We start from the raw sequence: 13,634 nt of genomic DNA, 5'->3' as shown, positions 1-13,634 counted from the left end.
ACGATGAAAAACCGCCCCCAACGGGGGCGGTCGGGGGAGGCTGGGCTCAGAGTGCGAGGATCGCGCTGAAGTCGCCGTTCAGGCCCTTCGGGAAGAAGCCACCGGTGGCCGCCTTGCCGGTCGTGTCGAGCAGCACGATGTTCGCCACCTGACGGGGCGTGCGGCTGAACGCAATGCCATTCACGTCGGTCGGGACGACGTTCGACGCGGCGTTGGCGCCCGTGCCCACCGGGGAGATGCCCTGGTCGAGGTCACTGGGGCCGTCCACGTTGTCGCGCAGGTTGCTGATGGCCTGCACGACCTGCTCCACGGTCAGGCCCGCCGCGGCGGCCTGCGTGCGGCGCTGGCTGAGCAGCGTGCGGATGGCGCCCGCGTGGTACGCCTCCACCGCCAGGATGCCCGCCGCGTTCTCGAGGTTGCCGCCCGCTTTGTCGTCCACCAGCAGGCGCGCCGCGCCCTTGTACGCCGTCACGCCGACGTCCTCGAACACGAACGCGCCGTGCAGGAAGAACAGCTCGTTCGCGTACGGGTCGAAGCCGGTGATGGCGCCGTTGGAGGCCGCCTTGCCCGCCGCCTTGAACGACGCGTCGAGGTCAATCTGGGGCTGCGCGACCGCGTTGATGCCGAGCTTGTCGCGAATGGCTTTCACGTGCGCGAGTTCGTCCGTGGCGATCTCGTTTGCGAGCGCGCGGATCTCGGGGCTGAGGCTCGCAATGCCCACGCCGTCCTTGCCGTTGAAGCCCGCTGGGAGGATCACCTGGGCGCTGCTGCCGCCCGCCGCGTCGAGTTCGCCCAGGCGACCGACCGCCGCGAGGTAGAACGCCGCTTCGAGGTACTCGAGGTTCAGCGCGAAGTTGAAGATGGTCGCGTCGAGGTTCGCTTTGGGGGGCGTGACCGCCATCGCGGGCGCGCAGGCGCCCAGGACGGCACCCGCGCCGACGAGACCGAACGTTCCAAGGGCTTTACGGCGGCTGATGTTGCTGTTCGACATGGTGGTTCCTCCCAGATGCGGGCGCAGACCTGAACCGCGGACCTCCCGCGCTCCTGCACTCCGACGTCCAGTCATTCGCGTTCCACTGCCAAGTGGATGTGCAGCGCTCACGATCGTTAACGCTTGATGAAAAAGCTGTGGTTCCGGTCGCACCCCCGCCCACACCCTTACGCCCCGGACGTAACCGCGCGGTACAATCCCCAGGTGAGTCCCTCCGATCTTCTCGCGCAGCTCAACCCGAACCAGGCCCAGGCCGCCGACCACCACACCGGCCCCGCCCTGGTCATCGCGGGCGCCGGCAGCGGCAAAACACGCACCCTCGTGTACCGCATCGCGCACCTCATCCAGCACTACGACGTGCACCCCGGCGAGATCCTCGCCGTCACCTTCACCAACAAGGCCGCCGCCGAAATGCGCGAACGCGCCAGCCACCTCGTCCAAGGCGCCAACCAGCTCTGGATGAGCACCTTCCACAGCGCCGGCGTCCGCATCCTCCGCGCGTACGGCGAGTACATCGGCCTGAAACGCGGCTTCGTCATCTATGACGACGACGACCAACTCGACATCCTCAAGGACCTGATCGGCAACGTTCCCGGCCTCGGCCCGGATACCAACCCGCGCGTCCTGCGCAGCATCCTCGACAAAGCCAAAAGCAACCTCTGGACGCCCGGCGACCTGCTCCGCCACCCGGAGCCGTTCATCAGCGGCATCCGCAAGGACGCCGCCAGTGAGGTCTACACCCGCTACGAAGCCCGCAAACGCGCGCAGAACGCCATCGACTTCGGCGACCTCATCACCGAAACCGTCCGCCTGTTCAAGGAAGTCCCCGGCGTCCTCGAGCGCGTACAGGACCGCGCGCTCTTCATCCACGTCGACGAGTACCAGGACACCAACAAAGCCCAGTACGAACTCACGCGCCTGCTCGCGTCCCGCGACCGGAACCTCCTCGTCGTCGGCGACCCCGACCAGAGCATCTACCGCTTCCGCGGCGCCGACATCCAGAACATCCTCGACTTCCAGAAGGACTACCCGGACGCCAAGGTGTACCGCCTCGAGCACAACTACCGCTCCAGCGCCCGCGTCCTGAACCTCGCCAACAAACTCATCGAGAACAACACCGAACGCCTCGAGAAGGTCCTGCGGCCCGTCAAGGACTCCGGCGAGCCCGTCCTGTTCCACCGCGCCAACGACCACCGCGGCGAAGGCGACTTCGTCGCCGAGCAGATCACCCTGCACCACCACCGCGGCATCAAGTTCAGCGACATGGCCATCTTGTACCGCACGAACGCGCAGTCGCGCGTGATCGAGGAATCCCTGCGGCGCGTGAACATCCCCGCGAAAATCGTCGGCGGCGTCGGCTTCTACGACCGCCGCGAAATCCGCGACATCCTGTCATACGCGCGCCTCAGCATCAACCCCGCCGACGACGTCGCCCTGCGCCGCATCATCGGCCGGCCCCGCCGCGGCATCGGCGACACCGCCCTCGCGAAACTTATCGAATGGGCGAACATCAACAAGGTCCCCATCCTCGTCGCGTGCCACAACGCCGAACAGATCCTGGAGCGCGGCGCGAACAAAGCCGTGGAGTTCGCGAACCTCATGGACGCCTTCAGCGAAGCCGTCGAGGCGTACAGTCCCGGCGCGTTCCTGCGCTACCTCATCGAAACGAGCGGGTACCTCGACATGCTCAAGGCCGAGAACAACAACGAAGGCCAGGCGCGCATCGAGAACCTCGAGGAACTCGTGAACGCCGCCGAGGAGTGGGCGCAGGACCACGAGGGCACCATCGCCGACTTCCTCGACGACGCCGCGCTGCTCTCCAGCGTGGACGACATGCGCACCAAAACCGAGAACAAGGACGCCCCCGAGGACGCCGTCACCCTCATGACCCTCCACAACGCCAAAGGGCTGGAGTTCCCCGTCGTGTTCATCGTCGGCACCGAAGAGGGCCTGCTGCCCAGCAAGAACGCCCTTATCGAACCCGGCGGTGTGGAGGAGGAACGTCGGCTGTTCTACGTCGGCATCACGCGCGCCATGGACCGCCTGTACCTCACGGCCGCGCAGAACCGCATGCAGTACGGCAAAACGAACAGCACCGAGGACTCCCGCTTCCTGGAGGAACTCGGGCAGGGGTTCGAGAGCGTCGACCAGTACGGCCAGGTCGTCGAGTACACCCAGAAGACCTGGCGGGACTACCGCCCGACCGCCACGCGCCACATGAACACCCCCACGCCCACCGCCGTGAAAGGCACCAGCCCCCTCACCAGTGAACTCGCGTACCGCGGCGGCGAGAAGGTGAAGCACCCGAAATTCGGCGACGGGCAGGTCCTCGCAGTGGCCGGCGTCGGCGACAAGCAGGAAGTCACCGTGCACTTCGCGTCCGCCGGCGTGAAGAAACTGATCGTGAAGTTCGCGAACCTCCAGAAGGTGTAAGCCGCGCGTGGGAGGCCGCCGGACGCCCCGGCGGCCTCTGCCTTGATGGCCGGTGACGAGCGGACGTGACCGTGCGTAGCTTCCCGCGGGGCTCGCCTCGCGCGGGTCCCCCGCCCACGGCTTACCGCCTGCTCACCCACCACGCGGCCTGCCTGCGTACACTCCAGGGCGTTGTGGCGCTCGCGTGTGCAGGCGCCACGCCCGGACGAGAGCACCGCCGTACCCGGTCAAGACAAGACGGCGTGACACATGGAGGTGTCATGTCATGGCGTGGACGCTGTTGATCATTGCGGGCATTCTGGAAGTCGGTTGGGCTATCGGGCTGAAGTACACCGAGGGGTTCACGCGGGTCGTGCCGACCCTGCTGACGCTCGGCAGCATGATTGCCAGCATGAGCCTGCTGGGCGTGGCCGCCAAGACACTGCCGATCGGCACGGCGTACGGCATCTGGGTGGGCATCGGCGCGGTCGGCGCGGCGGTCCTGGGCATCGTCCTGTTCAAGGAGCCGGCGACCCCTGCGCGCCTGGCCTTTCTCGGCATGATGATCGTCGCCATCGTGGGCCTCAAAGCCACCAGCGGTCACTGACGCCGCAGGCCTGCCGGGTGGCGCGCCGATTCGGCCGGGCCTGATGGTGCGGCGCGCTGGACGGGCGGTGGTGGGGCCGCCGACACAGGCTGCATGAAGTTGACCCTTCATGCATATGGCGTGATTCTGGGTTCCATCAGCGGCCTCCTCGGGCCGCTTTTTTGAGTTCAGGCAGGGGACGCTCGGCGGCGGGCGAGTCTGCGGCCCAGTGAGGGAGGGGAGAGCGCCGGGGCGCGGGCAGCTGAACCTCCCCGGTGCGTCGTGCTTCCCGGTTTCTGGCAGTGGGGGTGACCGACGTGCGGGACCCGTGGTGCGCGCCGTCAGGCGTCCCGACGAGCCTTTCTGGACGCCGTTCAGCGCGGCTCTCTGGCCTTCAGGCACTCTTGAGCAAGGGGCAGGCGGGTGGCGGGCAGGGCTACTGTGGGGTGTTGCGCCGTTGCCTGCCGCCGTGCAGGGCAGCGCCCCGGCCAGAAAGGTTTTTTCTCTGATGAGTGATGATCGATTTGGACTTCCGGCTCCCCCACACCATGACGCGTTCACGACGCTGCCCGCCGCCTGCTTCATCCTGAGCGCGCAGGGTCGCGTGCAGGACGTCAACCCGGCCGGGCTGGCGTTGCTGGGCGTCACGGCTGAGGGCGTGGTGGGCCGGGCGTTCTCGGCGTTGATTCCCACGAAGTCGCAGGCGCCGGTGGCGGCGCTCCTGGCGCGGCCCGTCGAGGGGGCTGGCCGGCAGCGCGTGGAGACGCAACTGCTGGGCCCGGATGGGGCGACGCTGGACGTGCTTCTGGACGTGGCCGCCGGGGCGGGTGACGCGCCCGCGTGGCAGGTGGTCGCCACGGACGTGAGCGCGTTCAAGAGCGCGCACCGGACGTTGCTGGACACGACCACGACGCTGGACGCGCAGGTGCAGGCGCAACGCGTGAAGATCCGCGCCCTGAACGAGGAACTGGAGGGGATCATCACCAGCTTCCTGCAGCAGTTGAACCTACCGGTGGCGCGCGCCGTCAATTTCGTGTCCCTGCTGCGGAAGAGCGTCGGTGACGTGGACGGCGTGGGGGGGCGGGCGCTGGAGCAGACCGAGCGGGCCATTCAGGCGGTTTTCGCGCTGAGCGCGTCACTGGACCGGTACATGCAGGGCCGCCGGTTACGGCTGCGGTTGCGGCCGGTGGACCTGAACGTCGTGCTGCGTGAAGTGTTGAAAAAGGAGCGCGCGGCCATGGCGGACCGGAAGGTGGACGTGGTCTGTGAGGCCCTGCCGGTCGTGGAGGGCGACAGTCAGGCGCTTATGCTGATCCTCGAAGAGTACATCGCGAACGCCCTGAAGTTCACGAAGTTGCGGGAAACAGCGCAGGTCCATATCGTGGCGCGCGAAACGGACACGGAGTACCACATTGGCGTGGCCGACAACGGCGCCGGGTTCAACATGCGGCAGCGCGACAAGCTGTTCCGGCTGTTCGGGCGGTTGCATTCGACCACGACGTACGAGGGCAGCGGTATCGGCCTCGCGAACGTCCGCCGCTTGTGCGAGCGGGTGGGTGGGCGCTGCTGGGCGGAAGGCAAGGTGGATGTGGGCGCGACGTTCTGGTTCGCGTGGCCCAAGCGGCCCACCGTGCTGGAGTGACGCTCAGGGTTGTGGGGGTTGGGCAGGGCGTTCGTCGAGGACGCGCACGCCGGCGCGCTCGAAGTGCGTGCGGGCGTCGGGTGGGGCGGCGTCCGTCACCCAGGTGCGCACGTCGCTCAGCGCGGCGAACGTCGCGAAGCCGGGGACGTTCCATTTGCTGTGGTCCGCGATCAGGACGCTCTGGCGCGCGCGGGCCATGATGGCGGTTTTCTGCTGCGCTTCGATGAGGTTGCTGTTGGTGAGGCCGCGCGCCGGGTCGATGCTGGTGCATCCGACGAGGAACACGTCGTAGCTGTAGCGCTCGATGATGGAGAGGGCGTCCGGGCCGACGAGGCTGTAGGTGCTGCCGTAGTTTTCGCCGCCGATGACCATCAACTGGCACTCGCCGTTCAGTTCGTACGCGACGTTGATGCCGTGCGTGACGACGCGCAGCGTCCGCGTGAGGGCGGGCGTGCGTTTGAGGGCGAGGGCGACTTGCAGGGCGGTGGTGCCGGCGTCGAGGTACAGGATCTGGCCGGGGGCGAGGAGCGTGAGGGCGAGCTGTCCGATGCGTTCTTTCTCGCGTTGCCCGAGGGTCTGGCGCTCCTGGTACACCTGGTCCTGGCTGTTGATGATGGCGCCGCCGTGGACTTTGCGGATCAGGCCGCGTTCGGCGAGCAGGTCGAGGTCGCGCCGGACGGTGCTGCCGCTGATGCCCAGCCGGTCGACGATCTCGGTGGTGCGGCATGAGCCGCGTTGCATCAGGAGGCTGAGGATCTGGGCGTGGCGTTCTTCGGCGAGCGGCTGGGTCATGCAGTTCCTGGGAGGAGTCTAGCAGGGTGCGGAGGCCGTGCTGGAGGGCTTGAGGCGAGCTTCTGCCCCTGGCTTGCAATCGCCGACAGACAGGACTATGATCAAAATTGCTCAGAATTCACCAGAATTCGTCAAGTCTGCGCAAAGGCGCCGACGCTCACTTCAGGGGGCCCCATGCTCGAACTCTCCTCGAACCTCGTGCAGCTCGGCGCGCACACCGCCGACAAAACCCAGGCGATCCGCGACGTCGCCGCCCTCCTCGCCCACGCCGGGAACATCCACCCCGACTACGCCGAAGGCATGCTCGACCGCGAACGCACCGCCAATACCTACATCGGCAGCGGCGTCGCCATTCCCCACGGCACCCCCGGCACCAAACACCTCGTCCGCCACACCGGCATCGCTGTCCTCCAGGTGCCCGCCGGCGTCCCCTGGGGCGACAACGGCGAACGCGCGCACCTGATCGTCGGGATCGCCGCGCAGGGCGACGAACACATCGAAGTCCTCCGCCGACTCACTCGCGTCCTCGCCGATCCTGCCCAGGCCGAACACCTCACGCGCACCACCCACGCCGCCGACATCATCACCGCCCTCACCGGCACCGCCCCCGCCGACGCGCCCTCCCCGGCGCCCCGCGACCTGCCGCACGCGCTGACCGTCACCCTCCCCAACCCCATGGGCATGCACGCCCGTCCCGCCAGCGTCCTCGCCAAACTCGCGCAGGCGAGTGGGACCCACGTGCAGATCCGCGTCGGCGACCGCACCGCCGACGCCAGCAGCATCATGCAACTCCTGCAGCTCGGCGCGCGCCGCGGCAGCGAACTGGTCCTCAGCACCGACGCGCCCGGCGCGGACGCCACCCTCACCGCCCTCCGCGACGCCATCGCCCGAGGCCTCGGCGACGACCTCAACGCGCCGCTCCCGAGCGCCGCACCCACCCGCCGCGCGCCCGACTGGACCCCGCGCACCCCGACCAGCACCCTCGAAGGCCTCGGCGCGTCCGGCGGCCTCGCCATCGGCGTCACCCGCCAGCACCGCCAGCAGGACCTGACCGTCCCCGAACACGGCAGCGACGCCCTTACCGAAGGCACCCACCTTGACCGCGCCCTGGACGCGACCCTCCGCGACCTTGGCGCGCTCGCCGCCGACCTGCGCGCGCGCGGCGCCGCCGACCGCGCCGCCATCTTCGACGCGCACGCCACGCTCGTGCAGGACCCGGACCTCCTCCGCGACGCCACCGCCCGCATCCTCGATGGCGCCAGCGCTGCCCACGCCGTGTACACCGCCGGGCAGGACCGCGCGCAGGCCATGGCCCGCCTCGACGACCCGACCCTCGCCGCGCGCGCCGCCGACCTCAGCGACGTCACCCGCCGCGTCGTCCGCCACCTCCTCGGCGTCGAACCCCAGACGCCCATGCAGGCGGGCGCGCCGGTCGTGCTGCTCGCCCCGGACCTCGCGCCCGGCGACACCGCCACCCTCGACCCGCAGCAGGTGCTCGCGCTGTGCACCGCGCAGGGCGGCCCCACCTCGCACACCGCCATCATCGCGCGCGGCCTCGGCCTGCCCGCCGTCGTCGGCGCCGGCGACGCCCTGCTCACCGTGCCCGACGGCACCCCCTGCATCGTGGACGGCGACGCCGGGTTCGTGTACCTCAACCCCAGCGACGCCGACCTCGCCTCCGCCCGCGAACACCAGGCCGCGCAGCACCGCGCCGCGCAGGCCGCCCGCGCCGCCCGCCACCAGCGCGCCACCACCCTCGACGGCCACACCGTCGAGGTCGCCGCGAACATCAACCGCGCGAACGCCGCGCCGGCCGCGCTCGACGCAGGCGCCGAAGGCGTCGGCCTGATGCGCACCGAATTCCTGTTCCTCGAAGCGGATAGCGCCCCGAGCGAAGACGACCAGTACGCCGCGTACCTCGCCATGAGCGAGGCGCTCGGCGAGCACCCCCTCATCATCCGCACGCTCGACATCGGCGGGGACAAGGACGTCCCGTACCTCGGCCTTCAGCGTGAGGATAACAGCTTCCTCGGCCTGCGCGGCATCCGCTTGTGCTTCGAACGCCCCGACCTGTTCCTCCCGCAACTGCGCGCCATCTACCGCGCCGCGCGCGACGGCGGCCGCAACATCCGCGTGATGTTCCCGATGATCGCCACGCCCGCCGAATTCCGCCGCGCCCGGAACATCGCCGAGCAGGTCCGCACGGAACTCGGCGCGCCCGAAGTGCCGCTCGGCCTGATGATCGAGGTGCCCAGCGCCGCCCTCACCGCCGACGAACTCGCCCGCGACGCGGATTTCTTCAGCATCGGCACGAACGACCTCACGCAGTACGTCCTCGCGATGGACCGCCTGCACCCCGTCCTCGCCCGCCAGGCAGACGCCCTGCACCCCGCCGTGCTGCGCGCCGTGGACCTTACCGTCCGCGCCGCCCGCGCGCACGGCCGGTGGGTGGGCGTGTGCGGCGGCGCCGCCGGTGATGAGGCGGGCGCGCTCGTCCTTGCCGGCCTCGGCGTGCACGAACTCAGCGTCAGCACCCCGCAGGTGCCCACCGTGAAAGCCGCGCTGCGCACCCAGCGCCTGGCGGACCTGCAGGTGCTCGCGCAACGCGCCCTCGCCGCGAACGACGCCGCGGAGGTGCGCGGCCTCGTCGCGGACGTCCTGAACGCCGCGCAGGTGCAGGCATGAAGGTCGCCACCGTCACCCTGAACCCCGCCCTCGACCTCACCATCCGCGCGGACGGCTGGCGGCAGGGCGACGTGAACACCGCGCAGGGCGCGCAATTCGACGCGGGCGGCAAGGGCGTGAACGTCGCGTCGTTCCTCGCGGACGCCGGCATGACCGTCACCGCCACCGGCCTGCTCGGCGCCGACAATCCGGAGCGCTTCGAGGCCCTCCTGCGCGACAAGGGCGTCCGCGACGCCTTCATCCGCGTGCCCGGCGCCACCCGCATCGGCGTGAAGGTCGTGGACGAACTCGCGCAGGAAACCACCGACCTGAATCTCCCCGGCCTCACCCCGAACAACGAGCACCTGCAGGCCCTCCAGGGCACCCTCGACGCCCTCGCGGAGGACCATGACGTGTTCGTCCTCGCGGGCAGCCTCCCGCCCGGCGCGCCGCAGGACCTCTATGTGCAGCTCACGGCCCGGCTCCGCGCCGCCGGACGCACCGTGGCGCTCGACACCAGCGGCGCGGCCCTGCGCGCGGCCCTGCAGGCGGGCGCCCTCCCGCACCTCCTGAAGCCCAACATTCACGAGCTGAAGTTCGCACTCGACCGCAACCTCGTGAGCGACGCGGACCTGCTCGCCGCCGCGCGCACCCTGATCGCGCGCGGCGCGGAACTCGTCGCGGTCAGCATGGGCGAACGCGGCGCGCTGCTCGTCACTGCTGCCGAAGCGGTAATGGCCCGCCCGCCACGCGTCGCCGTGAAAAGCACCGTCGGCGCCGGCGACGCCATGCTGTCCGGCCTCGTGAACGCCCGCGCGCGCGCCCTGACCCTGCACGACACCGCCCGCGCCGCCACCAGCTTCTCGCTCGGCGCCATCACCCGCGTCGGCGCGCACCTGCCCGACCCGGAAACCCTCACCGCATTCGCCCGGCAGGTGGACGTCCGCAACGCCGACCACGCCCAGGAGGTTTGAATCATGGCCCGAATCGTCGCCGTCACCGCGTGCCCCACGGGTATCGCCCACACCTTCATGGCCGCCGAGGCGCTCACCCGCGCCGCCCAGAGCGCCGGACACGACATTCACGTCGAAGCGCAGGGGGCTGCAGGCGCCGGCACGCCCCTGAGCGCCGCCGACATCGCGCGCGCCGACGTGGTCATCCTCGCAGCCGACACCCACGTGAACCGCGACCGCTTCGCCGGGAAACGCGTCGTGGACGCCCGCACCGCCGACGCCATCCGGGACGCCGCAGGGGTACTGAACCGCGCGCTCGGGGAAGCGACCCCCGTCGCCGCGCCCACGTCGGCGCCCAGCAGCGGCAGCCTGCGCATCGTCGGCATCACCGCGTGCCCCACCGGCATCGCGCATACCTTCATGGCCGCCGAAGGCCTCGAGAACGGCGCGAAAGCGCTCGGCCACCACGTCCGCGTCGAAACGCAGGGGTCCGTGGGCGCCGGTAACGCCCTCACGCCCGAGGAGGTCGCGAACGCCGACCTCGTCATCATCGCCGCCGACACGAACGTGGACCTCAGCCGCTTCGCCGGGAAGCGCGTGTACCAGACCGGCACGAAGCCCGCCATCCACAACGGCCAGCAGCTCGTGCAGACGGCCCTCGCCGAAGCGAAACCCCACGGCGCGACCCCCACCTACGCGGACGCCATCCAGGACGCCAAAGCGGCCCGCCCCGGCGTGGGCGGCATCTACAAGGACCTCATGACGGGCGTGTCGCACATGCTGCCGCTCGTCGTCGCCGGCGGCCTGCTCATCGCCCTCGCGTTCGCCATCGGGTCCTTCCAGTACGGCGACCAGGGCATCTTCATCTACGACGAGAAGTACGCCGGCACCCTCGGCTACAACCTCTTCCAGATCGGCGCGAAAGGCGCGTTCGGGCTGTTCGTGCCCGTCCTCGCCGGGTACATCGCGTACTCCATCGCCGACCGGCCCGGCCTCGCTCCCGGCCTCGTCGGCGGGTTCCTCGCCGGCACGACCGGCAGCGGCTTCCTGGGCGGCATCGCGGCGGGCTTCATCGCCGGGTACCTCGTGAAGTGGCTGAACCGCAGCATCCGCCTGCCCCGCACCCTTGAGGGCCTCAAACCGACCCTGCTGCTCCCGCTGCTCGGCACGCTCGGCGTGGGCCTCCTGATGATCTACGTCGTCGGCACGCCCGTCGCCGCGGCCCTCAAAGGCATGACCGCGTGGCTGCAGGGCCTCGGGCAGAGCAGCGCCGGCCTGCTCGGCGCGGTCCTCGGCGGCATGATGGCGTTCGACATGGGCGGCCCCATCAACAAGGCCGCGTACACCTTCTCCACCGGCCTGCTCGGCAACAACGTCTACGGCCCGATTGCAGCCACCATGGCCGCCGGCATGACGCCGCCCCTGGCGATCGCGCTCGCCACGACGCTGTTCAAGAACCGCTTCACGCCCGACGAACGCGAAGCCGGCAAGGCCGCCGCGGTGCTCGGCATCAGCTTCATCACCGAAGGCGCCATTCCGTTCGCGGCGCGCGACCCGCTGCGCGTCATCCCGGCGATGGTGGCCGGCTCGGCCCTGGCGGGCGCCATCAGCATGGCCGCTGGGTGCCAGCTGCGCGCCCCGCACGGCGGCATCTTCGTCATGTTCATCCCGAACGCCGTCACGCACGTCGGCATGTACGCCGTGGCGATCATCGCGGGGACCATCCTCAGCACGGTGCTGCTCGGCGTCCTGAAAAAACCCCTCGTGAGCGCGACTCCCGCGCCCGTGGCTTCGCCGGACACGACGCCCAACGCCGTAGACTGAAGACCCAAGAGGGAGCGGGGAGGCGAGCGTGCCTCCCCGCTCCCTGCGGTTCTGCGCCGTAGGCCGCCGCGTCAGGCGCCCGGCACGCCCGCGTCGGCACTGCCGCTCAGGCCCAGCAGATGCCGGATGTCCTCGATCGCGGCCTTCTCGCCCTCGCTCACCTGCACGCCGCCGATGCCCAGGAACCCGCCCTCCTTCGCGGCGGCGGCCACGCGCTCCGCCGTCGTCACGATCAGCTGCTTGTACGCCGCCGCGTCCTCAGGGCTGCTCTTGGCGCTCACGAGCCACGCCGCCTGCCGGAGGCCGTCACGCGCCTGCGCCTTCAGGTCCTCCGTATTCCGCGCGCGCTCGTGCGGCTGCGCGTCCCGCAGCGCCTTGACCTCCTCGGGGCTGGTGTTCGTGAGCGCGTCCCGCATGGCACGCAGCAGCGGCGGCGCGTCTAGGCCGCGCGTGCCCTCCTGCAGGCTCAGCGCGACCTCCTGCATTTCCGCGAGGACGCCCGTGATGCCGCTCGGCCCGGCGGCGATCACCATGACGCCCGCGCGTCCCGGGCCGTTCATGATCTTGAACCACTCGTCCTGCGTGTACTGCGCGCGCGCCTGCAGCGCCGCCTGATCGCCGGCGTTCGTGTGGGAGGTGGGGTCGCTCATGCGTGGAGCGTACCGCCCGCCCGCCCGGGTGTGCCTTCGCGCCGCCTTCACGAAGGGGTATATCCCGGGGCAGAGACCGCCGCAGGCGCGCGGCGCGGTACTCTGCGGGGCGTGGAAAACTGGTTGATCGCCATCATTCAAGGGATCGTGGAGGGCGTCACCGAATTCCTCCCGATCAGCAGCACCGGCCACCTGATCGTGACCGGTGACCTCCTCAAACCCGACTGGAGCAAAGCCGCCGGGGACACTTTCGAGGTCGTCATTCAGGGCGGCGCGATTCTCGCGGTGCTCGTGTACTACGCCCGCGACCTGCTCGGGCAGGCGCGCGTGATCGGCCACGACCAGCCGACGCAGCGCCTCTGGGCAGGCGTCGTCGCCGCGTGCCTCCCCGCGCTGATGCTCGGCGTGCTGTTCAGCAGCAAGATCAAGGAGGTGCTGTTCCGGCCGACCGTCGTGGCGTGGGCGCTGATCGTCGGCGGCATCCTGATGTACCTCATTGAGCTGCGGCCCCGCCAGGCGCGCGTGCGGGAACTCAAGGAAATCGGCGTTGGCAAGGCGTTCCTGATCGGCGCGGCGCAGTGCCTGGCGCTGCTGTGGCCCGGGTTCTCGCGCAGCGCCAGCAGCATCCTGGGCGGCATGCTCATGGGCCTGGACCGCCCGACCGCCACGAAATTCAGCTTCTACCTCGGCATTCCGACGCTGGGCGGCGCGGCCCTCGTGGACTTCATCCGCAACCGCGACGTGCTCGGCGAGATCGGCATGGGCAGCGTCGCCATCGGCTTCATCACCAGCTTCGTCGTCGCGTACTTCGCCATCGGGTGGCTGCTGCAGTACGTCAGCAAGCACGACTTCAAGGGGTTCGCGATCTACCGCATCATCGCGGGCGCCGTCATCCTCGCGCTGATCGCCACGGGCGTCATTCACGACACCATCCGCGTGTAAAGCGCACGTGCAGCGCGGCGCCCGCCCCCAGGAGCGGGCGCCGCGCTGCAGCGTCGACTCCGGGTTGAGGAGCGCGGGCACACGGGGCGCGTACGCAGGCGCGCCCTCCGTGTGCCCACGCGGTCCGCGAACTCTAAAAGGACCCTGAGTGCAGCCGAACGCAGGCGGAACGTAGGGT

The 13,634-nt window shown here is 70.0% G+C and carries 10 protein-coding genes and 1 riboswitch; of the genes, 7 read left to right on the top strand and 3 right to left on the bottom strand.

Annotated features, from left to right (window positions below; all coding sequences use genetic code 11):
• Positions 1-46: 46 nt before the first annotated feature.
• Positions 47-991, bottom strand: coding sequence for a ferritin-like domain-containing protein (locus DEIMA_RS09700; protein WP_013557077.1), 945 nt, complete (start codon positions 989-991; stop codon positions 47-49).
• Positions 992-1,117: 126 nt separating this feature from the next.
• On the opposite strand from DEIMA_RS09700, the gene DEIMA_RS09695 reads away from it, so the two are divergent.
• From DEIMA_RS09695 to DEIMA_RS09685, 3 genes are all read left to right on the top strand, one after another.
• Positions 1,118-3,424 (top strand): ATP-dependent helicase, encoded by a 2,307-nt coding sequence (locus tag DEIMA_RS09695; RefSeq protein ID WP_013557076.1) that lies wholly within the window; start codon positions 1,118-1,120, stop codon positions 3,422-3,424.
• Between the two features lie 177 nt (positions 3,425-3,601).
• Positions 3,602-3,671, top strand: a riboswitch (guanidine-III (ykkC-III) riboswitch).
• An 18-nt stretch (positions 3,672-3,689) separates the two neighbouring features.
• Complete coding sequence (gene sugE, locus DEIMA_RS09690; RefSeq protein WP_013557075.1) at positions 3,690-4,010, top strand: quaternary ammonium compound efflux SMR transporter SugE; 321 nt, start codon at positions 3,690-3,692, stop codon at positions 4,008-4,010.
• 487 nt (positions 4,011-4,497) lie between these two features.
• The gene (locus DEIMA_RS09685; RefSeq protein ID WP_013557074.1) at positions 4,498-5,631 is read left to right on the top strand and encodes a sensor histidine kinase; all 1,134 of its coding nucleotides are present in this window, start codon (positions 4,498-4,500) and stop codon (positions 5,629-5,631) included.
• Between the two features lie 3 nt (positions 5,632-5,634).
• Here the strand turns inward: DEIMA_RS09685 and DEIMA_RS09680 are convergent, their stop codons facing one another.
• A complete protein-coding gene (locus DEIMA_RS09680) occupies positions 5,635-6,423 on the bottom strand; it encodes a DeoR/GlpR family DNA-binding transcription regulator (RefSeq protein ID WP_013557073.1) in 789 nt (262 codons plus the stop codon).
• A gap of 174 nt (positions 6,424-6,597) precedes the next feature.
• Here DEIMA_RS09680 and ptsP point away from each other — a divergent pair, with 174 nt between their 5' ends.
• The 3 genes from ptsP to DEIMA_RS09665 are packed head-to-tail and all read left to right on the top strand — an operon-like array spanning position 6,598 to position 11,864.
• Positions 6,598-9,108: a phosphoenolpyruvate--protein phosphotransferase gene (ptsP, locus tag DEIMA_RS09675; RefSeq protein WP_013557072.1), complete on the top strand. Its 2,511-nt coding sequence runs from the start codon at positions 6,598-6,600 to the stop codon at positions 9,106-9,108.
• Positions 9,105-10,061 carry a 1-phosphofructokinase gene (pfkB, locus tag DEIMA_RS09670; protein ID WP_013557071.1) on the top strand — a complete coding sequence of 319 codons (957 nt, stop codon included), beginning with the start codon at positions 9,105-9,107 and terminating at the stop codon, positions 10,059-10,061. The genes ptsP and pfkB overlap by 4 nt, the downstream gene beginning before the upstream one ends.
• A gap of 3 nt (positions 10,062-10,064) precedes the next feature.
• Entirely contained in the window at positions 10,065-11,864 is a 1,800-nt protein-coding gene (locus DEIMA_RS09665) for a PTS fructose-like transporter subunit IIB (protein ID WP_013557070.1), read from the top strand.
• 71 nt (positions 11,865-11,935) lie between these two features.
• Here DEIMA_RS09665 and DEIMA_RS09660 read toward each other — a convergent pair whose 3' ends face one another.
• Entirely contained in the window at positions 11,936-12,514 is a 579-nt protein-coding gene (locus tag DEIMA_RS09660) for a hypothetical protein (RefSeq protein WP_013557069.1), read from the bottom strand.
• A 111-nt stretch (positions 12,515-12,625) separates the two neighbouring features.
• Here DEIMA_RS09660 and DEIMA_RS09655 point away from each other — a divergent pair, with 111 nt between their 5' ends.
• On the top strand, positions 12,626-13,456 hold the full coding sequence (locus tag DEIMA_RS09655; RefSeq protein WP_013557068.1) for an undecaprenyl-diphosphate phosphatase: 831 nt from the start codon (positions 12,626-12,628) through the stop codon (positions 13,454-13,456).
• The last annotated feature ends 178 nt before the right edge of the window (positions 13,457-13,634 follow it).

Source organism: Deinococcus maricopensis DSM 21211 (assembly GCF_000186385.1).
In the GTDB taxonomy this organism is placed as follows: Bacteria; Deinococcota; Deinococci; order Deinococcales; family Deinococcaceae; genus Deinococcus_B; species Deinococcus_B maricopensis.
The sequence above is the reverse complement of the archived record's forward strand: the minus strand, read 5'-3'. Positions and strand labels throughout refer to the sequence as shown.